The 22,048-nt window shown below is 40.5% G+C and carries 22 protein-coding genes; 6 read left to right on the top strand and 16 right to left on the bottom strand.

What is annotated here, in order from left to right; translation table 11 throughout:
• Window positions 1–238: 238 nt before the first annotated feature.
• Window positions 239–667: a CBS domain-containing protein gene (locus BLT_RS0107525; protein ID WP_017727170.1), complete on the bottom strand. Its 429-nt coding sequence runs from the start codon at window positions 665–667 to the stop codon at window positions 239–241.
• A gap of 185 nt (window positions 668–852) precedes the next feature.
• Between BLT_RS0107525 and BLT_RS0107520 the strand changes: the two genes are divergently transcribed.
• The gene (locus BLT_RS0107520) at window positions 853–1,203 is read left to right on the top strand and encodes a YugN family protein (protein WP_017727169.1); all 351 of its coding nucleotides are present in this window, start codon (window positions 853–855) and stop codon (window positions 1,201–1,203) included.
• Between the two features lie 192 nt (window positions 1,204–1,395).
• Here BLT_RS0107520 and BLT_RS0107515 read toward each other — a convergent pair whose 3' ends face one another.
• Window positions 1,396–1,863, bottom strand: coding sequence for a TcaA NTF2-like domain-containing protein (locus BLT_RS0107515; RefSeq protein ID WP_017727168.1), 468 nt, complete (start codon window positions 1,861–1,863; stop codon window positions 1,396–1,398).
• A 184-nt stretch (window positions 1,864–2,047) separates the two neighbouring features.
• Between BLT_RS0107515 and ytvI the strand changes: the two genes are divergently transcribed.
• On the top strand, window positions 2,048–3,106 hold the full coding sequence (ytvI, locus tag BLT_RS0107510) for a sporulation integral membrane protein YtvI (protein ID WP_017727167.1): 1,059 nt from the start codon (window positions 2,048–2,050) through the stop codon (window positions 3,104–3,106).
• A gap of 115 nt (window positions 3,107–3,221) precedes the next feature.
• Here ytvI and BLT_RS0107505 read toward each other — a convergent pair whose 3' ends face one another.
• The 6 genes from BLT_RS0107505 to cyoE form a co-directional block, all read right to left on the bottom strand.
• Window positions 3,222–3,779 carry a DUF420 domain-containing protein gene (locus tag BLT_RS0107505; RefSeq protein ID WP_017727166.1) on the bottom strand — a complete coding sequence of 186 codons (558 nt, stop codon included), beginning with the start codon at window positions 3,777–3,779 and terminating at the stop codon, window positions 3,222–3,224.
• A gap of 262 nt (window positions 3,780–4,041) precedes the next feature.
• Window positions 4,042–4,386, bottom strand: a complete 345-nt coding sequence (locus BLT_RS0107500) for a cytochrome C oxidase subunit IV family protein (protein ID WP_017727165.1) — start codon at window positions 4,384–4,386, stop codon at window positions 4,042–4,044.
• 4 nt (window positions 4,387–4,390) lie between these two features.
• The gene (locus BLT_RS0107495) at window positions 4,391–5,011 is read right to left on the bottom strand and encodes a cytochrome (ubi)quinol oxidase subunit III (RefSeq protein WP_017727164.1); all 621 of its coding nucleotides are present in this window, start codon (window positions 5,009–5,011) and stop codon (window positions 4,391–4,393) included.
• A gap of 1 nt (window position 5,012) precedes the next feature.
• Entirely contained in the window at window positions 5,013–6,872 is a 1,860-nt protein-coding gene (gene ctaD / locus BLT_RS0107490; RefSeq protein ID WP_017727163.1) for a cytochrome c oxidase subunit I, read from the bottom strand.
• 27 nt (window positions 6,873–6,899) lie between these two features.
• On the bottom strand, window positions 6,900–7,940 hold the full coding sequence (gene coxB, locus BLT_RS0107485; protein WP_017727162.1) for a cytochrome c oxidase subunit II: 1,041 nt from the start codon (window positions 7,938–7,940) through the stop codon (window positions 6,900–6,902).
• A gap of 78 nt (window positions 7,941–8,018) precedes the next feature.
• Window positions 8,019–8,939, bottom strand: a complete 921-nt coding sequence (cyoE, locus tag BLT_RS0107480) for a heme o synthase (protein WP_394295506.1) — start codon at window positions 8,937–8,939, stop codon at window positions 8,019–8,021.
• Between the two features lie 304 nt (window positions 8,940–9,243).
• Between cyoE and BLT_RS0107475 the strand changes: the two genes are divergently transcribed.
• Window positions 9,244–10,143 carry a COX15/CtaA family protein gene (locus BLT_RS0107475; RefSeq protein ID WP_017727160.1) on the top strand — a complete coding sequence of 300 codons (900 nt, stop codon included), beginning with the start codon at window positions 9,244–9,246 and terminating at the stop codon, window positions 10,141–10,143.
• A gap of 256 nt (window positions 10,144–10,399) precedes the next feature.
• On the opposite strand, the gene pyc is transcribed toward BLT_RS0107475, so the two are convergent.
• From pyc to glsA, 3 genes are all read right to left on the bottom strand, one after another.
• Window positions 10,400–13,852 (bottom strand): pyruvate carboxylase, encoded by a 3,453-nt coding sequence (pyc, locus tag BLT_RS0107465; protein WP_017727158.1) that lies wholly within the window; start codon window positions 13,850–13,852, stop codon window positions 10,400–10,402.
• 361 nt (window positions 13,853–14,213) lie between these two features.
• Window positions 14,214–14,495: a YlaN family protein gene (locus BLT_RS0107460; RefSeq protein WP_017727157.1), complete on the bottom strand. Its 282-nt coding sequence runs from the start codon at window positions 14,493–14,495 to the stop codon at window positions 14,214–14,216.
• A gap of 156 nt (window positions 14,496–14,651) precedes the next feature.
• Window positions 14,652–15,581 carry a glutaminase A gene (glsA, locus tag BLT_RS0107455; protein WP_017727156.1) on the bottom strand — a complete coding sequence of 310 codons (930 nt, stop codon included), beginning with the start codon at window positions 15,579–15,581 and terminating at the stop codon, window positions 14,652–14,654.
• Window positions 15,582–15,774: 193 nt separating this feature from the next.
• On the opposite strand from glsA, the gene BLT_RS0107450 reads away from it, so the two are divergent.
• The gene (locus BLT_RS0107450; RefSeq protein ID WP_017727155.1) at window positions 15,775–16,287 is read left to right on the top strand and encodes a hypothetical protein; all 513 of its coding nucleotides are present in this window, start codon (window positions 15,775–15,777) and stop codon (window positions 16,285–16,287) included.
• A 246-nt stretch (window positions 16,288–16,533) separates the two neighbouring features.
• On the opposite strand, the gene BLT_RS0107445 is transcribed toward BLT_RS0107450, so the two are convergent.
• Both BLT_RS0107445 and BLT_RS0107440 read right to left on the bottom strand, forming a co-directional pair.
• Entirely contained in the window at window positions 16,534–17,862 is a 1,329-nt protein-coding gene (locus tag BLT_RS0107445) for a PhoH family protein (RefSeq protein WP_017727154.1), read from the bottom strand.
• 335 nt (window positions 17,863–18,197) lie between these two features.
• Complete coding sequence (locus BLT_RS0107440; protein ID WP_017727153.1) at window positions 18,198–18,653, bottom strand: pyridoxamine 5'-phosphate oxidase family protein; 456 nt, start codon at window positions 18,651–18,653, stop codon at window positions 18,198–18,200.
• A 139-nt stretch (window positions 18,654–18,792) separates the two neighbouring features.
• Here BLT_RS0107440 and BLT_RS23030 point away from each other — a divergent pair, with 139 nt between their 5' ends.
• The gene (locus BLT_RS23030; RefSeq protein ID WP_017727152.1) at window positions 18,793–18,963 is read left to right on the top strand and encodes a YlaI family protein; all 171 of its coding nucleotides are present in this window, start codon (window positions 18,793–18,795) and stop codon (window positions 18,961–18,963) included.
• 125 nt (window positions 18,964–19,088) lie between these two features.
• Here the strand turns inward: BLT_RS23030 and BLT_RS0107430 are convergent, their stop codons facing one another.
• Genes BLT_RS0107430 through typA form a run of 3 tightly spaced genes read right to left on the bottom strand, consistent with a single transcriptional unit; the run spans window position 19,089 to window position 21,547 of the window.
• On the bottom strand, window positions 19,089–19,358 hold the full coding sequence (locus tag BLT_RS0107430; protein ID WP_017727151.1) for a hypothetical protein: 270 nt from the start codon (window positions 19,356–19,358) through the stop codon (window positions 19,089–19,091).
• Window positions 19,348–19,686 carry a YlaH-like family protein gene (locus BLT_RS0107425; protein WP_017727150.1) on the bottom strand — a complete coding sequence of 113 codons (339 nt, stop codon included), beginning with the start codon at window positions 19,684–19,686 and terminating at the stop codon, window positions 19,348–19,350. The genes BLT_RS0107430 and BLT_RS0107425 overlap by 11 nt, the downstream gene beginning before the upstream one ends.
• A gap of 22 nt (window positions 19,687–19,708) precedes the next feature.
• Window positions 19,709–21,547, bottom strand: a complete 1,839-nt coding sequence (gene typA, locus BLT_RS0107420; protein WP_017727149.1) for a translational GTPase TypA — start codon at window positions 21,545–21,547, stop codon at window positions 19,709–19,711.
• A gap of 177 nt (window positions 21,548–21,724) precedes the next feature.
• Between typA and BLT_RS0107415 the strand changes: the two genes are divergently transcribed.
• On the top strand, window positions 21,725–21,910 hold the full coding sequence (locus BLT_RS0107415; protein ID WP_017727147.1) for a DUF5325 family protein: 186 nt from the start codon (window positions 21,725–21,727) through the stop codon (window positions 21,908–21,910).
• Window positions 21,911–22,048: the final 138 nt, after the last annotated feature.

The following is a 22,048-nucleotide window of genomic DNA, read 5'->3' as shown; positions in this document are numbered from 1 at the left end:
GAAACCCTGCACGACTTTATGTGAGCTTTTGATTACTTTTGTCAATGAAACTGAAAAGCCACTGCTTATCGTTGCAATTGCCACTAATGAATGGCTTTAATACTACCAAATGCATGCGATAAAAAGCAAAAGATCTGATCCCATATCACGTTAGCTAACACGAAACTTCATGTCTTCGCTAGAACGTGATGTTTTGAAATCAGATCTGTTAGTTTTTGATTTTTAAAATTTTTTATAATTAATGATACACATGGGTTGGCTCAGAGATTTCAGATAGAGCAATACCAGCCTGTTGATCGGATGATTCACGTACTGCTAGATCACCAAGTGAGCAAATCCCAACAAGCTTATTATTTTCAACAACTGGTAAACGGCGTATTTGTTTCGTCGCCATCAATTTAGCTGCCTCACTTACGGACATATCAGGCGTTGCCGTAATCAAATGCTCACTCATTATTTCTGTTACCTGTGTTGAATTTGGTTTTTTCTCCGCTACCCCTCGAATAACAATATCCCGGTCTGTGATCATGCCTAGTAGCTGCTGATTATCACAAATAGGGATCGCACCTACATTGTCTTGCTTCATTTTCACAGCTACTTCATACACATTATCTTCTGGTGAACAATAATCCACATTCGTTGTCATCACATCACGAAGATGCTCCATTTTTATTCGCCTCCTTTGAAAATAAAAGCCGTACGTTTGATACTTTTCCTCAACTTTATTTTTTATATACATGTGTCCTATCAAAAACGTCCATAAAACATTCATGAATCTTCCGTTGCATCTTGTCCTCATTCATACTATTATTAGGTGAGTATGGTTGGTATTGTTATGGAGGAGGTTTCACGATGAAATTTGAAGAATATGGATTTGCTGGAAAAGAACTTAAATTTGAACTACTTCGGCACGCAGCTGAGTCCAATGGTTTTATTCATGCTGGTCAGTGGGACTACGAGCGAGTAATGTTCGACTATAAGATTTTAAATCAAGACGACGTTTATTACTTGCGTGTTCCAGCTTACGCAATAAAAGGGGATATCCCTAAAGACGATACGATTGTACAAATGATGACACCTATTTTAGGAAAGCACTATTATCCACATGGTGTAGAATATGAAGGAGAAGAATTTCCTGAAGTGATCATTAACAAATGTAAGCAAAAGCTAGAGCTTTTAAAAAGCAGTATTGAAAGCGAATAACATGAGTAAAGCCCAAGCCAAGGCGCCCGCCTAGCGGCAACAAGCGCTAGGACTAGATAGCTTTGACAGGTTATCATTTCTTATCTTCAAAAAACATAGCGGTCTTTCCCTATTCGAATGGGAGGACCGCTATGTTTTTATCATTTGTCCCTTTTCATTTTTGAGGTATTTTTTGTGAATGTTGGGCAGAATTTATTCTTGCAATCGAGAGCGATCGCGAATCGTCTCAATTCGGAACGAACCATTGCCGTCATTAACGAGCTCATAGCGAACCAACGCTTCTTCATTTGCAGAACGCCCGAGTTCAGTCACTTCGACAATTTCACGAGCATCCACATAAAGCCCACTGTTCTCATCCCTCCATACTTCTTCCACATCGAAGGAAAGTAATTTCATTTGTATCTTTCCATCATATGAATCACTTACATACCTTCTTAGGGAATGATAAAAACTGTTGTTTGTAATCAAGTATGGTTCCAACCGATTAAAATTTCCATCATTCACTGCAGCGATCATGTCTTCTTTATATTCTAGCGTCAATTGAGCGGCACGATCAGCCTTTTCACCTGAATAGGATGTTAACTCAACAGATTCACCACAAGCAACGAGGATAATAAAAAGAAAGCTACACAAGCCTAATTTAACAACACGCATAAACATTGATAAAAATCCCTTTCCTTTTTGCATTGCCTTATTATAGCATACGCCACACTCGAGTTTATAGGCGCTGGCATGCTTGTCCATGAACTAGACAAACTTGATGGAATGACAATGAATATTCCTGTTCAACTTCAAAAGAGCATACTATAATATAAGTATTCGTTGTTTAGAGAGGAGATTAAAAGTGGCTGCAATTGTTACGAAACGTAACCTACTTATTGTTATGTCAGTCATTCTTTTATTACTTATCGCATTTTTCATTATACCTGTATCCGTCCCATTAATTCTTGCATTTTTTACGGCCCTAGCCCTTTCACCGGTTGTAAAGGCATTGCAGCGAAGAACAAAGATCAAACGACATGCTGCTGTTATGATCGTTTTTACTATATTTGTTTGTTTTATCGCCTATAGCGGCTATTACCTTACAACAATGACTATTACCCAAGGAGTTCAATTCGTTGAAAACCTTCCTAAATACATAAATGATGTAAACCGAGCATGGTTAAATTTCCAACGAGATTTAGCGAATCAATATGAAGATTTACCACCAGAAGTCGTGAGGGAAATAAATCTCCAAGTGACATCGATGCTGAATTCATTACGCGAAAACATCACTGATCGTAACATTATTGCGGACATCACTTCATTTATATCTAGAATCCCCGGGTATTTAGTCACTTTTCTTGTATACTTGATTGCGTTGTTCCTGTTCTTACTTGACTTACCTCGTCTAAAAGATAAAACCTACTCCTACCTATCAGAGAAAACACAGGACAAAGTCAACTTTATGACATCACGTTTATCTTATGTCATTTTCGGCTTTTTAAAAGCACAGTTCTTCGTTAGTATCATTATTTTCATCGCCTCTTTAATCGGATTGTTGCTTATTGTGCCAGAGGTTGCGCTTCTGATGGCATTTATTATTTGGGTCATTGACTTCATTCCTCTTATCGGCTCAATCGTTATTCTTGCTCCGTGGGCGATTTTCAAACTCATTTCTGGAGATATAGCTACAGGTACACAACTATTCATTTTAGCTGCCGTCCTGCTTGTTATTCGACGTACCGTTGAACCAAAGGTAATGGGGCAGCAGATCGGATTGTCTCCATTAGCAACGTTAATTGCCATGTATATTGGCGTCATGTTATTTGGGGTCATGGGCTTTGTTATCGGACCTCTTTTAGTGATTGCCTTTACCTCTGCAAAAGAAGCTGGCATCATCAAAATAAACTTCAAGCTATGAGGTAAAAACGAACATCACTTTTATCCTTCGATCAGCTTGTACTGGTTTTTGTATCATTCATTATAAATATTAACCAAAAAGAGGCGCACTCCTTTGAGTTCGCCTCTTTTCAATCTTAATAATATGGAGAGATCATTAAATATACAAGTACACCTGTTAGGCTTACATATAACCAAATCGGCATCGTCCAACGAGCAATTTTCCGGTGGCGTTCATTCTCCATGTTCCATGCCCTTGCAACCGCTGTAAGTGCCAGGGGGACAATAATTGCAGCAAGGACAATATGCGTTATAAGAATGAAATAATAGATACCTGCCATTATCCCTGCCCCACCATATGGGGTCGATTCTGACAGAAAATGATAGGCTACATACGTAATTAAAAACAAGCTTGTCGTTACAAAGGCCGCATAAATAAAACGACGATGTACCGTAACATTCTTTTTAAGAATCGCTACTAGAGCCGCTACTAAAAATAAAAAGGTAAAGCTATTAAAAATGGCATTCATCATTGGCAAAATATGAATATCAAATGCATCAAAATTTTCGACTCCTGGTAAGCCTGATAATACGACCACCAATCCATTAATCACAATCGTCAAAATAATAATGAGCGGCTTATAATTGCGCTTTTTAACAGGTTGTTCCCCGATAGCTCGTTCTGCTTCTTTCATTAAAAGGAATCCTCCTTCTTTTTCGACAAATACTTTACACACTTTTATAGTTATTATACTACACAATTGAATGACAAGGCTTTTTTACGATGTAACAATCTCTTGAACAAAATCCTTCATCCATAGTTCAATTTCACTGATTGAAAAGGATGCAGTTTTTATGACTGAGTCCCACATATTTAAAGTGGTGCGAGCTTCTTGCTTCTATACGCTCCGCCCCTTCCCACTAAAAAAGCCCCCACCGAAGTGAGAGCTCCATTTCTTAGTACTTTGTTACACCTAGAAGCAGCATAAGTGCTGCAATTGTTGGTACTGTAATGAAAATACCAGATATCATAAAAGCATTTGCCCAACCGTGATCCTTATCTTTCATGTGCATGAAAAAGAAAAGTTGCAGAGCAAATTGAATCACTGCTAAAAGGAAAATAAACGGAACCGCAAAAGTGCGCGGAATAATATCTGCTCCAACAGAAATGAAAGAAATAACGGTTAAGAAAATCATCAGTGCAAACACAACAAACTGCTTGCGAATTTCTTTCTTCATCTGACGCTTTTCTTCTTCTGTCATCGCACTTTTTTCGAATGGTTGACTCAAATTATCTGCCATGCGCTCAACCTCCTATACCCATGAGATAGACGACGGTAAAGATAAATACCCAAACGACGTCGATAAAGTGCCAATACAAGCTAGCTAAATAGAACTTAGGTGCATTGGTTAGCGTAATCCCGCTTCGTGAGTAACGAATTAACAGTGTTATAATCCAGCAAAGACCGAATGCAACGTGGGCACCGTGTAAGCCAACTAGTGAATAAAAGGCTGAAGCAAAAGCACTTGTAGAGAAGCCTAAGCCATAGTGGTGAACATACTCGTAAAACTCATAGATTTCAAAACCGATGAAACCTAACCCGAGCAATACAGTAATCCACATCCAGATCATCATGCTTCTAAAATTGTTTTTCTTCATCGCAAACATTGCAAGAACACTTGTCAAGCTACTTGTTAATAGCAACATCGTCATAATAAAGACGAGCGGAAGCGCAAAAATCTCTTGAGATGTCGGTCCATCGGCAACACCACTTCGAAGGCCTAAATAAGAACCAAAGAATGTGGCAAATAAAATTGTTTCTCCACCGAGGAAAAACCAAAAGCCTAAAAACTTATTTTTCCCTTCGAGTGTCGCTCGTTCTGGATGAGAAGGTAGTCCTTTCGATGTATCTACATGTCCTGCCATCTTAGCCTACCTCCTTCCCTTTGATTTCTTCGACTGGAATGTGGTATCCATGATCTTCTTTCACTGAACGGATGAACATACAACCAAACGTAATCGCTAGACCACCAATTGCAACAATTAATGGATTAATGATCGGGTTTTCCATGTTCATCATAACAAATCCAAAGCCTGAGATGAACAAACCAACTGACATAATTAGTGGTAAAATCGAACCGTTTGGCATATGAATGTCACCAAGTGGTTCTGCAGGCTTCATCTTACCATCGCCATGAACTTTTTCATAAAATAATGGGTCTAGAGAACGAACTTGCGGTGTTTGTGCAAAGTTATACTCTGGAACCGGAGTTGGAGTTGACCATTCAAGTGTACGAGCATCCCATGGGTCTGCAACCGTTACACGCTCACCTTTAAACGCTGAGTAAATCACGTTGATAACAAGAACGATAATCCCTGCAGACATAAAGAATGTACCAATTGTACTAATTAAGTTAAATGTGTCTAAACCTTGGTCAGGAAGGTATGTGTAAACACGACGTGGCATACCCATTAGACCGAGTAAATGCTGGACAAAGAATGTTAAATGGAATCCGATATAGAATAGCCAGAAGAAAAGCTTTCCTAATGTTTCGTTCAACATGTGGTTGAACATTTTTGGATACCAATAGAATAACCCTGCAAACAAAGCAAGAACGATACCACCAACAATAATATAGTGGAAGTGAGCAACAACGAAGTACGTATCATGATATAAATAGTCAACAGGTGCCATTGCAAGCATTACCCCTGTTACCCCACCAAGTACGAACGTTGGAACGAATGAAGATGCAAAAAGCATCGCAGTGTTAAACGTAATCTTACCGCCCCACATCGTAAAGAGCCAGTTAAAGATCTTAATACCCGTCGGTACGGCAATCGTCATTGTTGCAATCGCAAAAATCGAGTTAGCAACAGGACCTAGTCCAACCGTAAACATGTGGTGAGCCCAAACCATGAAACCAAGGAACGCAATAATCATCGTTGCAAATACCATTGCTGTGTATCCAAACAAGCGCTTACGTGAGAAGGCCGGGATAACTTCAGAAATAATACCGAAGGCTGGCAATACAAGAATGTATACTTCCGGGTGACCAAAAATCCAGAAAATATGCTGCCATAACACAACGTTACCACCCATATCTGGAATAAAAAATTGACCATCGAAAATACGATCAAGCATTAGAAATGCCAAGCCAGCTGCAAGTGGTGTAAATGCAAATAAAATCAACGTAGACGTAATGAATGACGTCCAAACGAAAAGTGGAAGTCGCATCATTGTCATACCAGGTGCGCGCATATTGACAATCGTAACAAGGAAGTTAATCCCTGAAATAAGCGTACCGATACCACTTACTTGTAAACCTAGTACGTAAAAATCAAGTCCTAAGCCTGCATAATCACGGCTTGATAATGGTACATAAGCTGTCCATCCTGCGTCAGGTCCGCCGCCAAAGAACCAGCTCATGCTAAGAAGCAATCCACCAGCAAAGAAAATCCAGAACCCTAATGCATTGACAAATGGAAAGGCAACGTCACGGGCTCCAATTTGGAGTGGAATGACAAAGTTCATAAAAGCAAACAACAATGGTGTTGCTGCTAAGAATAGCATGATTGTACCATGCATTGTAATAAACTCATTAAACGTTTGACCGCTTAAAAAATTCATCTCAGGAAACATGAGCTGTATCCGCATGAATAAAGCCATGATCCCAGCTTTTACAAAGAAAAGCGCCCCAGAGATCAAATACATGATCCCAAGCTTCTTATGGTCGACTGTTGTCAGCCAATCCATCAAGACACTTTTCTCTTTCTTAGAAGTAGCCAATTGGGTTAACCTCCTTCGAGTCCGTTTTTACTCGTTAGTCTCAAGTACTGATAACGAACGTAAGTAAGCAATTAAGGCTTCCATGTCTTCATCACTCATGTCCTCAAATGCAGGCATTTTGTTGCCTTGTTTTAGGGATTGAGGATTACGAATCCATGCTTCTAGGTTCTCATCATTGTTCTCGAGATACCCTGCAATTACTTCACGATCGTTAAAGTTTGTAAGTGTTGGTCCCGCTGCTGTCCCAGAGCCGCCAATGGCGTGACAGCCGATACATCCGAAACCTTCATTAAATAGCTCTTGACCTTGTGACACTAGCACATCTGTTGGTTCTTCCTGCTCAGCCTTCATCCCAGCAACCCAAGCGTCATATTCATCACGCTCAAGGGCGATAAGCTTGAAATCCATTAATGCATGAGAAGGACCACAAAGCTCCGCACATTTTCCTTTATACACACCAGGTTCACTTGCTTCTAACCAGAGGTGATTCGTGATGCCAGGAACCGTATCAATTTTTCCTCCAAGTGCTGGAACCCAGAAAGAGTGCATAACATCAGAGGCATGCAATTCAAAAATGACTTTTTCGCCAACCGGTATGTAGACTTCTTGACCAGCGGTGAATCCTTCATCTTCGTAGTCAAACTGCCACCAGAATTGGTGACCTGTAACTTTAATTTGAACGGTATCTTCCCCTACTTCTGGGTCTGGTTCCATATCTGCCATCATAAATGTTCCTGAGATCGTCGGAACGGCTAGAATCATTAGTAGGATAATCGGAATCACAGTCCAAGTAATTTCAAGTGCTGTACTACCATGCACTTGCTTTGGAATCTGATCGTCACCAGGCTTGCGACGATATTTTGCCAAGATGATAAAAAAGATTGCAAATACAACAATACTTACAAACGCCATAATATAAAGCGATAAAAGCATGTTGTCAAAAATCCATTCTGCTTGAGGACCCTTAGGATCTAAAGCAGTTAAATTCGTCTCTCCCAAACAGCCCGTTAATAGAAACACGGCAAGTGAAAGCGGTAGGAAACGAATAGCTGTTTTCCAGAGTTTCATCTGACAATCAAACCTCACTTTCTTCATGTAGTGAATCACTACAGATTAAAATATATTATAATCATCGCCCACTTCCAATTAAATATGGACGATAACCATAAGAACAAAAAGGATTGTTAAATAATTTAACGAGTAAACAAACATGAGGCGAGCCCATTTCTCATCGTCCTTCATCTTAAAGCCGGCAATACCTAAAGCCAACCAACCAAAGCCAAGGATCGCTGCTGCAACAGTGTAAACCATTCCAAAGGGATGCAGCATAAGAGAAACGGGAATCAACGCAGCCACATAAACAACCATTTGTCGTTTCGTCATTTCAAACCCTGCAACCACTGGCAGCATGGGAATGCCTGCAGCCCTGTACTCTTCCACTCGTTTCATTGCAAGCGCAAGGAAGTGTGGTGGTTGCCAAAAAAACATAATAAAAAAGAGTAACCACGCATACGAATGTAAACCACTATCAATTGCAGCCCAACCAATGAGTGGTGGTACCGCACCCGACACACTTCCTACAACCGTATTAAGCGTAGTTGTTCTCTTTGTCCACATCGTGTAGAGTACCACATATACAAAAAGCCCAATCAATCCAATAACTCCTGCTACAGGCGTTGTCAGAGATAAGAATAAAATTCCTAGTGCAGACTGAATGAGTCCTACGAATAGAATATGATTTGCTGAAAATCTTCCTGTAACAGACGGACGTTCTTTTGTTCGCTCCATTAGATGATCAATGTCGCGATCAATATAGTTATTAAGTGTACAACCACCCGCCATTACGAGGGCAGCACCTGCTAGTGCAAAAAAGACGATATGGAGTTGATTTGCCAAACTAACTCCTGTATATGTTGCTGCAAGAAACAATCCAGCAAACGTCGTAATCAAATTAGACGTAACGATACCGGTTTTTGCAAGTGTCAAATAATCTTTCCATGATTTCTGCTGTGTAGCAGCCGTCGTTGAACGAGCTCCAGCTTTCATTACGTCTGTCGCTTCAATCACTGAATTTGTTTTATTCACCCATCTTCACCCCCCCTTTGTAGAATCGCCTCTTTATCATCGATGAACTACCAAATAATTTAGGCGAAAAACTTCACCCAACACATGACACATCCACATTATATCTCAAAATCTAGTTTGTTTCATCAAATTCTAGAGTTTCACAGGATCTTCACAATTTAAGATTTCTTAAAAAGTTCACGCTTACAAAATTGACTTTTGACAAGAACCTCCCTAAGATCGTAATGTACCTTTAGGTTTCTATTCTATTGAGGCTTATTAAACTCAACAAAAAAGGGTGAAGTTCGTGCATAAACTTCTGAAAACATATGGTGTTATCACATCTCTTGGGATGCTCGTTGTCCTCATGCAAGGGGCACTCGTCACGAAGACAGGCTCAGGTGAAGGCTGTGGTGCCACTTGGCCTCTCTGTTTTGGTGAAGTGATCCCAACAAATCCTGCCTTAGCAACCATTATTGAGTATAGCCATCGGATTGTCTCAGGGTTACTCGGTGCGATGGTCATCTTGCTTGCTATTTGGGCCTGGCGCAAATTACCACATTTGAGAGAAACCAAATTCATGGCAATCATGTCTGTTTTATTTATTATTATTCAAGGTCTTCTCGGTGCTGGAGCCGTTGTTTTTGGTCAGTCCCATGCAATATTAGCCTTGCACTTTGGAATTTCTGCTATTTCCCTTGCAACGGTCGTTATGCTGACAACCCTGGCTTTTGAAGATGGGAAGAAGACTGCCCCTGCTCCTAAAGTAAAAAAAGGGTATAAGTACTATGTATTTTTCGTCATTACGTATTGTTACGCCGTTATTTATACTGGGGCATACGTGAAACACACACAAGCTACGCTCGCTTGCTCAGGCTTTCCCCTGTGTAACGGGCAACTGATTCCGATACTATCCGGACCAGTTGGTGCCCATTATTTCCATCGGATATTCGGAACGATCCTTTTACTCTCTTTGCTTATTTTGCTTATTTGGACGATTCGAAAATATAGCCAGTACAAGTCGTTAGTTTGGACAAGTATCATTGCGTTCCTTTTCGTTCTAGGTCAATTTGTAAGTGGTGTGTCCATTGTCTTTACACAAGCAGCATTGCCAGTAGCGATGATGCATGCCCTTATTGTCTCATTGCTTTTTTCAACCTTGTCTTATATGACAATGATACTTACAAGAAACCGCACAATCAATTAAAGCCTTTATCAAAAGGGCAAGACTCTTAACAAAAGAGCCTTGCCCCTTTTCCCTATTCTTGTCCGTTCTAAGTGTTCTTAAACATTTCAATCGCCTGAAGTCGTTGTTTCTCATGCTGAACAGAAGGCCTTAGATAATCAGTGCCAATGATGCATTTTGCCTTCTTTTGTTCATCCGGATCCATTCTCCAGGCGATGTAAGTAAATCACGAAACCCAAAAATAAGAGACCGAAAAATATCGGCCTCTCATTTTAAATTATACTTCTTTCAATTCAATCAATAAGTCACCTGTTTGAATCGCATCGCCGTCTTTTACATAAAGGTCAATGACTTCACCGTCAAAAGACGCTTGAACCGTTGTTTCCATCTTCATCGCCTCGGTGATCATGAGGTGGTCACCTTTTTTCACTTTATCACCTTTGGCCACTAACGTTTTTACGACCGTACCTGGCATGGACGCACCAATTTGATTTGGATTGGACTTATCTACCTTAGGACGAGCAATAACGTTCGTTTTCACATTTAAGTCTTTAATCATTACTTCACGCGGTTGACCGTTAAGCTCGAAATAAACAATCCGTGTTCCATCATCTTGAGGTTTTGAAATCGAAACAAGTTTAACAATTAATGTCTTCCCTTGCTCAATTTCTACTTCAATTTCCTCTCCTAAGCGTAGACCATAGAAAAAGGTCGGTGTATCAAGAACAGATACATCCCCAAATTGTTGACGGAATTGCTCAAACTCCAAAAATACTTTCGGATAAAGAGCATAGGACAGCATATCATGACTTGTCACTTGACGATCAAGCTTATGGTATAACGTTTTCCTGATTTCTTGAAAATCGATTGGCTCCATATGCTCACCAGGACGTGACGTAATCGCTTCTCGCCCTTTTAGAATAATTTTTTGGAGCTCTTTCGGGAAGCCTTGATATGGCTGACCAAGTTGTCCTTGGAAAAACTCGACCACAGAATCTGGGAAATCTAGCTTATCACCCTGCTTATACACATCCTCTTCCGTTAGGTCATTTTGCACCATGTAAAGGGCCATATCTCCAACAACCTTAGAAGATGGAGTAACTTTCACAACATCACCGAACATATCATTCACCGTACGGTACATCTTTTTCACTTCATTCCAGCGATTTTGAAGACCAACAGCTTTCGCTTGCTGTTGAAGGTTGCTGTACTGTCCACCTGGCATTTCATGCTCATACACTTCTGTATGCGGTGCATTCATTCCGCTCTCAAAGCCAGCATAATATTTCCGTGTGCCTTCCCAGAACTCTCCAAGTCGTTCAAGTGCTTCGATATCAATTTTAGGCTGACGCTCTGAGTTACTCAATGCATAATACAAGCTATTGGCACTCGGCTGCGAGGTCAAGCCTGCCATCGAGCTTACCGCTACATCAACAATATCAATTCCTGCTTCAATTGCCTTCGCATACGTAAAAATTCCGTTTCCACTTGTATCATGTGTATGAAGATGAATTGGAATATCAATCGTTTCTTTCAGCTCAGAAATTAATCGATAGGCAGCTTCTGGCTTTAACAGCCCCGCCATATCTTTTATTCCTAAAATATGTGCACCAGCTGATTCCAGCTCTTTTGCCAGCTTCTTATAATAATTCAAATCATATTTAGAGCGGGTCGGGTCTAAAATATCTCCCGTATAACACATGGAAGCTTCTGCAATTTTCCCTGAATCACGGACAGCATTAATGGCTAGTGTCATGCCTTCTACCCAGTTCAAGCTATCAAAAATACGGAAGACATCAATTCCTGCGTCCGCTGACTTATCAACAAATTCTCGGATTAAATTGTCTGGGTAATTTTTATAGCCGACAGCGTTTGAGGCACGTAAAAGCATTTGAAATAAAACATTTGGTGCTTTTTTGCGTAGCGTAAGCAGTCTTTCCCACGGATCTTCATGTAAAAAGCGCATTGCTACATCGAACGTCGCTCCGCCCCACATTTCAAGTGAGAAGAGATTCGGAAGCATTCTTGCTGTAGGCTCTGCAATTTGTTTCAAATCGTACGTACGAATTCTCGTCGCTAAAAGTGATTGATGAGCATCACGGAACGTTGTGTCAGTGAGCAGCACCTCTTTTTGAGCTTTAACCCATTTCGCTAGACCTTCTGCTCCTTCACGGTCTAATATCTGCTTTGTACCTTCTGGAATGGGGTCCGTGTACTTTAGTTTCGGAATTTGCGGCTTTTCAAAAACAGGCTTTTTCGTCTTTTCAAGGCCTGGATAGCCATTGACAATCGTTTCACCAATAAATGAAAGCATTTTCGTTCCCCGGTCTTTCCGTTTAGGGAAGACGAAAAGCTCTGGTGTTGTATCAATAAACGATGTATTGTACTCACCCGTTAAAAATTGCTTGTGCTGAACAACGTTCTCTAAAAAGGCAATGTTCGTCTTAATGCCGCGAATACGGAATTCACGTAAGTTTCGAAGCATTTTTGCAGCAGCGCCTTCAAACGTAAGCGCCCATGTTGAAACTTTTACAAGCAAGGAATCGTAGTAAGGTGTGATGACAGATCCTTGGAATCCGTTACCTGCATCAAGTCGAACACCGAATCCGCCACCCGAGCGATACGCATTAATACGACCAGTATCTGGCATAAATCCGTTACTCGGATCTTCTGTTGTTACACGTGATTGAATGGCGTACCCTTGACAGATCACATCTTCTTGCTTTGGAATACCGATTTTTTTACCATGAAGCTCTTCACCATCTGCAATTAGAAGCTGAGATTGAACAATATCGATACCTGTGACCATTTCTGTAATTGTATGCTCAACCTGAACTCGAGGGTTTACTTCAATAAAATAAAAATTCCCATCTTGGGTCACGAGAAATTCAACCGTTCCAGCATTCACATAGTTTACATTTTTCATGAGTTGAACTGCTGCATCACAAATCTTTTCTCTTAGTTCCGCTGATAAAGATACACTTGGCGCCACTTCAACAACTTTTTGATGACGGCGCTGCACCGAGCAATCCCGTTCATAAAGATGGACCGTATTCCCATACTTGTCCGCCATAATTTGAACTTCAATATGTTTAGGGTTTTCGATGAATTTTTCCACGTAGACTTCATCGTTACCAAAGGCAGATTTTGCTTCAGACTTCGCCCGTTCATACGACTCTTTTAAATCAGCCGCATCCCTTACGATTCTCATACCTCTGCCACCACCACCAAGGGAAGCCTTAATGATAAATGGGTAACCGTGCTGCTCTGCAAAGGCTTGTACGTCCTCTAATCCGGATACAGGACCGTCACTACCCGGAATGACGGGTAAATTAGCCTTTAATGCTTGCTCGCGGGCTTGAACCTTATCTCCAAACATAATTAAATGCTCAAGCTCAGGTCCAACAAAGATAATCCCTTCCTCATGACAGCGTTTTGCAAATTCAATATTTTCTGACAAGAAGCCATAGCCCGGATGAATCGCATCGACTTCATGGCGCTTTGCCACTTCAATAATATTTTCAATGTCTAAATAGGCATCGATGGGCTTTCTTCCTTCACCGACTAAGTATGCTTCATCTGCTTTATAGCGATGGTATGCACCTGAATCTTCTTTTGAGTAAATAGCTACCGTGCGAATATGTAATTCTGTACATGCCCGAAAAATTCGAATCGCGATTTCGCCTCGGTTTGCAACAAGCACTTTTTTAATGTTCTTTAATCCATTCATTGAAAGCCTCCTCCACTACATCCACTTTTTTTGTTTTGATTATTGTACGCACGTACAAAAAAAAATTCAAGAGAGAAGTTGTTGCATGTGCAATACCTATGTATTAACTTCCTTACTTCCTCATTTAAGTATAGAGAAAGAAGCGAAAGGTTGGCAAAACATATTTTGACTGTTCAAAAAAATCCAATTCTTGGTTAACCGCTTACATCCTTGCTACTGTTAGATTTTATGACAAAGCAAAAAAGTTTTTTCCATTAATAGGATGGATAAAAATTGATTAAAATCTTTCTATTTTTTTGTTCTGACATTCAAAAAAATTCAACAAAAAACCAAGCTATCACAAGAAATAGCTTGGTTTTTGTTATTTACGAACCGATGCATCATGAAGGTCGGCAAGCTTCCGCTCTAACTCTGAAAGCAATTGCTTCCCTTTATCCTCTTCGATTAAATTTAACCGAATTGCAAAATCAATTTCCCTTGAAAGACCGAACATTTGTGTATCCAAAACCTCTTCATAAAGGGGGCATTGAGGCATCGTTAAGTTATCCATTTGCACTTCAATCAACTTGCGGATTTTTTCCGCATCGGACTTAAGAAGGGCATATGCTTTTTCGTTATGACTTGTCATTGTCTCAGCCGACATGTAGTCCCCTCCTAACAAAGAAATCTCCTTACAGAATATACTATCTTTTTAGACGCCAAATTGCAACGATTTTAATTAATTACCACATGATACATATTCCAATCTCTCGAATACAATGAACCACTCGCTCTCCACAGGAGAGTCTTATTTTATCTTTTAAAAAATACTTAGCTGATACCGTTCTGCCATTACTTCCAGCAACTTTATCCCCGCTAGACTGTTCCCTTTTTCATCAAGGGCGGGGCTGTAAATGCCAATACCACTTCGATGAGGGATGGCTCCTAAAATGCCACCCGAGACCCCACTTTTTGCTGGAATTCCTACTCGAATCGCAAATTCACCTGAAGCATTGTACATCCCACATGTTACCATAAACGTTTTCACAATCCGAGCAATGTGCAAGGGAATAATTCGCTTAGCTGTTATAGGGTCACATCCTTCATGGGCGAGAACATATCCAATCCGAGCCAAGTCCATACAATTCATTTCAATCGCGCATTGCTTTGTATAAAGGTCAAGGAGCTCTTCAATGTCACCCTCCACAACACCATGCTGTTTCATAAAATAAGCAAGAGAACGATTTAAATAAGCTGTTTCTAGCTCCGAGTTTGCAACATATTCATTAAACGTAATTTTTTCATTTCCCGTTAACTGATGAACAAGACGTAAAAGACGGTGTAGACGTTCTTCTGTTGTACTTCCTTGAATCATATTCGTGACCGCAAGCGCTCCAGCATTGATCATCGGATTTAAGGGCTTAGAAGGTTTGTTTGTCTCTAGCTTCGCAATGGAATTAAACGGATCACCGGTCGGTTCCATACCTACTTTTGAAAAAACAACGTCTTCGCCTAAATCCATTAAGACAAGGACAAGTGAAAGGACTTTCGAAATGCTTTGTAGCGTGAACTTTTCTTCGACATTTCCTGCTAAAAAACAGTGATCCGTCCCTTGATAGATGGCGACAGCTAGCATGTCAGGATTCGCTTCGGCTAGGGCTGGTATGTAATCAGCTACCTTACCAGACTTCGCCCATACTTTTGCTTCTTTGACCATGTTTGCTAAATCAACGCCTTGTTTCCAAGCCATCCTTACCGCTCCTTTTTGTACCATCTTTCTTCTTAGCATTTCCAAGGATGACAAAAAAGATAGGGACATTTTATACTAAATGAGGATATGCAAATAGAATAAGGCGGATCTTCCCTTGTTTTTTTAAAAGATTTAAACCCTAGTGTGAACAGCGTCTTACTGTTACACTAAAAATAGAGAAAGGAGTCCGATCATGTCTGAATTTATTTTTTTTATTGATGGTCACGTTAACCACCCTTTAACGATTGACCCGAGTGTTTGGATTTTTGATGAAAGAAAAGTTGACCTTACAACTTATTTTAAGGAGCTCCCATTTCAAGATGATGTGGAAACTGCTTATAAAAAAGCGATTTCTGCCCAGTGGGATAAAGAAATCACCGAGGGGTCCGAGCCTCCACGCCCAAATTCAAATGGTAATGAATTGAAGTACGAAAAGCAAAAGTTGATGAACGGAACCTTCGGTATGCCATTCCGCCCCTTCCTTCTTAATGCAGAGCCTTTAAAAGAAGCGAAAAATGTTACTATCCATACAGCCGATGGCGAGCTCTTTACATATGAGTTTGAAGTAGCTGCTTCATTTATTCTCGGCTTCTCTAAACAAGGAAAGCCTTTAAAAGAGGATGGCCCTGTTCACGTATACTTAGGAGATGGCTCCAATGAACAGAACCCAATTCGTCAAGTAACACGATTTACGGTAGGAATCTAACTTTAAAGAGGCTGGGACACGTTTATGATTGAAAATGCGAACAATGCACAACCTTAGCGGAGGAAATATATGTAGACTCCTGCGGGATCAAAGGCAAGGGTGGGACCCCCACAGTGCCTAAGCACGAGGAGACTCACCAGCCCGCGGAAAGCGAAGTATATTTCCGTAGCGAATGCTATGCAGCAACGATCATGACGTTCCATTTCTCATCAATAAAAACTCTTTTGTTCCAGCCTCTTTTTACACTTATAATAGATCTGCAGCAAGCTGAGCTAAACCTGATCGTTCTCCTTTGACGAGCTTAACATGTCCACTTATCTGATAATCCTTAAACTTCTCAACAACGTATGTCAGGCCATTATTGTATTCATCTAAATAGGGATGATCAATTTGGGCTGTATCTCCCATAAGTACAATTTTACTCCCTTCCCCTACTCTTGTAAGAATCGTTTTTACTTCATGCTTGGTTAAATTTTGCGCTTCATCAATAATGATAAATTGATCGGGTATGCTTCGTCCGCGAATATAGGTAAGCGCCTCAACTTGAATCGACCCTAACCCTGCTAGAATTTTATCAATTTCCCCAGGCTTCTTTGTATTAAACAAATATTCTAGATTATCATAGATCGGCTGCATCCACGGCCTTAGCTTCTCCTCCTTCTCTCCAGGTAAGAAACCAATGTCTTTTCCAACAGGCACAACAGGCCTAGCGACGACAAGCTTTTTATAAATTCCGAGGTCTTCGGTTTGCATAAGTCCTGCAGCAAGAGATAGCAATGTTTTTCCTGTCCCTGCCTTCCCGATCATCGTTACAAGGTGAATATCCTCACGCAGTAAAAGCTCAAACGCCATTCGCTGCTGAACATTTCTTGGACGAATGCCCCATACTTGTTCAGGCTCTGCCAGAAATGGCTTCACTTTTTTCCCAGAAGGGTCAACTTTCCCTAAGGCTGAACCTGAACTTCCAAGTGCATCTTTCATAATGATAAATTGATGAGGAAAAAAGGAATGTCTAGGTAGTTCCGATAGGATCATTTCTCCGTCTGTATAAAAACGCTTAATCATTTCAGTTTCGACATGCATCTCTAAATAACCAGTGTAAATATGGTCGAGCTCGATCACACGGTCACTTAAAAAATCTTCCGCTTTCAGTCCCAATGCATCAGCTTTCACTCGGACAAGGGCGTCTTTACTTACAAGGATCACTTGCTTTCCGTCTTTTTTCTCTTGTTCTTCAAGCATGAGATTTAAGGCGACAGCAATAATGCGGTTATCATTCGTCATATCAGCAAAGGCTTCCTTCAAACGTTCAAATGCTCGGTGGTTTAATTCGATTCGAAGCGTACCTCCATACTCTAAAGGCACCCCTTCATGAAGCTTTCCCATCCCTCTTAACTGATCAATGGTTTTAGAAAATTGACGTGCATTCCGACCAATTTCATCCATGTAGCGTTTTTTTGAATCAATTTCCTCTAAAACAACAGCGGGTATCACCACTTGATTATTTTGAAAAGCAAAAATGGCGTAAGGGTCTTGTAAGAGTACATTGGTATCTAGAACGTAGATTTTATCCAATCTTCCGCCTCCTGACTGACGTCCTATTAATCATTAATTCTTGTTACTAAGCTATGCATTTCTCTTCGCTTTGCTCGTTTTCTATGTCTAGTTAGTACTACATTTATGATCACGTGCAATAAGTTAGACGGTTTAAAAATGAAAAACAGAAAAAAGTTAACCTTACTTAGCTGACTTAATCAAGAAAAGCGAAAGGCGCCTGCCTACTGCAGCGACAAGCGCAGGAGACTCTGACTAGAATACGGCTTTTTATTTTCATAGGAGGAGTTGATGCGACCTTGAGCCGCTGGACTCTGAAGCTAGACAATATTGAAAAAAAGCTTAGTCTTCTTTGACTAAGCTTCTCTCAATGCACTCATCACTTGTCGATCCAATTTTGCAGCTGCCTCTGCATCATACGTTTTATCGTAGGTTGGCTCTGTAACAATTTTCGATCCATAAAACATAATATCGCGAACGTCAGAAACAGCTACTTCAATCATTGCTAATTTTAAAGGGACACCCTCCATTTTTTCCCTTTTAACCATCGCATTTCCTGCAATCGAATACGTTGATCCATTACCGATTAATGTAATAACGATACCACTCGTCTTTTTGATGTTATCAAGCATTCTTGAACGATTATCGATCGCAAAGCGGATGTGGCCTTTGTCTGGCGCAAATACCCAAGAAATTGCTGATACATTCGGTGTTCCCTTTTCGAAGTCAACTGTCGAAACGGTGACAAAACGTTCTTTTTGTAAAAGGGGAAGCAATTCTTCTGTCAGTCCATGTTCTACTTGATTCGCCATGCAAATAACCTCCAATCCTTTATTTCCTTCTCTTTATACTATACCTATTTTTAAAATGAGTTAAAACCGTTTTATCGAAAGAGAGTTTATTTTTTTAAAAGATGCCCGTACAATAGAGAAAGAATGGAGTGATCCAGTGATGCGAGTAAAATGCGTACTTTGTGACAAAATTAAAACAATTAATGACGACTTACCTTTAGCAAAACGGTTGAGAAACCGACCGATTCATACGTATATGTGTGAGCCCTGTGAAAAAAGAATCACAGAAAAAACATTAGCAAAAAAACAGCAAGCAGAACCAGCTGAATGAAAGACATCTCCTTTGAACGATGAATGTTTTTACCAATGATTAAAAAGAGAAAAGAGCGGTGAGCGCTTAGTGTCAAACTGTTTAAAATGAAAAGAGAGCGAATCGAATCGATTCGCTCTTTTCATTCAATTATACCGAGGTTCATTCTCTATGCTTTGCTTTAACGCCTCAATAAGCTCTGTTGGGTAGTTCTTCGATTCTTTTTCCCCATCTTTGATGAAGTAGAGGTGATAGAACGGTTCATCTTTAACAATCTCAATCTGCTTTACTTCATGGTCTTCTCTGAGCATTTCATCAAAAAATTGAAAGGTTTCTTGGGCTGCCTGATCCTCTGGCCTTGCCTCAGCAACCAATTTAATACTTAGCCAATTATAGAGTGTATCATCAAGATTCATGCTGTCGTTCCTTCTTGCGATGCTGATGAAGCCGGAAACGGTACGCTCCCAAAATCACAGCCGTAATGGCAAGGATGGCGGTGATATAAGACTGTGGGAAAACGAATTCAATCGTCCAAAACACTAAACACCCTAACACTAGCACGACATACACGATAATCGATTTTAATAAAGGTAATTTTCTCGCAAAACCGAGATTAAAAACCAAAATCGTTAAGGCAACCATTAATAAATAGGTATAGAAACCAAACCAAGGATTTTCAACTACTCCTCTTGCAATCCAAGACAAGTTTTCAACATCAACGCTTGATAATTCTTGGTTTTCCAACGTACTTCCTACCCCCTAACTCTTACTGCTTTGCTGCTAGCTTTTTTCTCTTTTCTGCCCTTTCCCGTTCAGCCTTCATCAAGATTTTTTTACGAAGACGGATTGATTCCGGAGTAACCTCACAATATTCGTCTTCATTTAAATACTCAAGGGCTTCTTCAAGTGTCATAATTCGTGGTTTTTTCATGGTGACCGTGTTTTCCTTTGTAGCTGAACGCACATTCGTTTGCTGTTTCATTTTCGTAATGTTCACAACCAAGTCATTTTCACGCGTATGCTCACCAACGATCATACCTTCGTAAATTTCAGTACCTGGCTCAACAAAAATCGTTCCCCGATCTTCAACTTGCATAATCCCATACTGGGAAGCTTTTCCTGTCTCCATTGAAACGAGGACACCTTGACGACGCCCGCCAACTTGACCTTTCACTAATGGTTGGTAGCTATCAAACGAGTGGTTAATAATCCCGTAGCCTCTCGTTTGTGATAAAAATTCGGTCGTATAACCAATAAGCCCGCGTGCCGGTACCATAAATTCAAGACGAACTTGTCCGGTCCCATTATTCGTCATATTGACCATTTCACCTTTACGATCTCCTAAAGATTCCATCACTGCCCCAGTATATTCTTCTGGTACATCGATTTGCACACGCTCGACCGGCTCACAACGGACGCCATCGACTTCTCGAATAATCACTTCAGGCTTGGAAACTTGTAGCTCATACCCTTCACGCCGCATGTTTTCAATTAAAATTGATAAATGAAGCTCGCCACGTCCTGAAACGATCCAAACATCTGGAGAATCAGTATTTTCAACACGAAGGCTTACATCTGTTTCTAACTCGCCACGAAGACGCTCTTCTAGTTTTCGGCTTGTCACATGCTTTCCTTCCCGGCCAGCAAACGGACTGTTGTTTACTAGAAATGTCATTTGTAACGTAGGCTCATCAATACGTAGTGTAGGAAGTGCCTCTTGATGCTCCACAGGACAAACCGTCTCACCAACATTAATCTCTTCCATCCCTGAAACGGCGATTAAATCGCCCGCTTTTGCTTCATTAATTTCAATCCGCTTTAATCCAAGGAAGCCAAACATCTTTGTGACGCGGAATTGTTTCACTGAGCCATCAAGCTTCATTAACGCAACCTGCTGTCCAACTTTAATGGACCCGCGGAATACACGACCAATTCCAATACGTCCAAGATAATCATTATAATCAAGCATCGTCACTTGAAATTGAAGTGGTTCATCACTATTATCTACAGGTGCTGGAATCGCCTCAATAATCGTCTCAAATAAGGAACTCATATTTTCATCCTGCTTCTCTGGATCGCGACTCGCCGTTCCATTAATCGCTGAAGCATAGATAACTGGAAATTCTAATTGTTCTTCGTCAGCTCCAAGATCAATAAATAAATCAATCACCTCGTCTACTACTTCGGCAGGACGAGCAAAATCACGGTCGATTTTGTTCACAACAACAACCGGTGTTAGCTTTTGCTCAAGCGCTTTTTTCAGTACGAAGCGCGTTTGTGGCATACATCCTTCATATGCATCAACAACGAGCAGTACGCCATCAACCATTTTCATAATCCGCTCAACTTCCCCACCGAAATCAGCATGCCCTGGTGTATCCATAATATTAATGCGTATATCATTATAGTTGATCGCTGTATTTTTCGCCAAAATCGTAATTCCGCGTTCTTTTTCTAAGTCATTCGAATCCATTGCGCGCTCTTGCACCTGTTCATTATCTCGGAACGTTCCTGATTGCTTTAATAATTGGTCAACAAGTGTCGTTTTCCCATGGTCAACGTGAGCAATAATCGCAATGTTTCGTAAATCGTTGCGTACGGTCATCTAATTCTCTCCTTATTTGTTCATTAACTGTCTTAGTATATCACAATCCAAATTTTTACGCAGACTTGTTTGTTCGTTCTTTAGATTTTTAACGTGATTGTCACATTGAAAGGGTTTTTCTTTCCAGTAAAAAAAGGTAAACTTAGTAAGTGAGTGTTCAGTATGGGGGTATTGAATGTGAAAAAAGAAAATGTGATGTTTCTGCTACTCGCCATTATTACAGTGGTTTGTATTATGGCGATAGGCGTTGCAATTGCTGAAAGAAGTCTGTTGATCGCGTTCCTTGCGTTTGCTGGTGTGTTCATTGCTTGTGGAATTGGATTTACTTTACGAAAAAAACTACGCGAATCCGGAGAGCTATAATTATCTATTTTCTACATACAAAAGAGGCTGAGTGATCAGCCTCTTTTGTATGTAGAAAGATATTCATTTTACTTTTTCCGCAGCAACGTCACACCCGTCCGTTCCTCCAATGGCCGGATAATGGCAGAGACATCCTGG

The organism is Halalkalibacterium ligniniphilum (assembly GCF_000334155.1).
In the GTDB taxonomy this organism is placed as follows: Bacteria; Bacillota; Bacilli; order Bacillales; family Bacillaceae_D; genus Halalkalibacterium; species Halalkalibacterium ligniniphilum.
The sequence above is the reverse complement of the archived record's forward strand: the minus strand, read 5'-3'. Positions and strand labels throughout refer to the sequence as shown.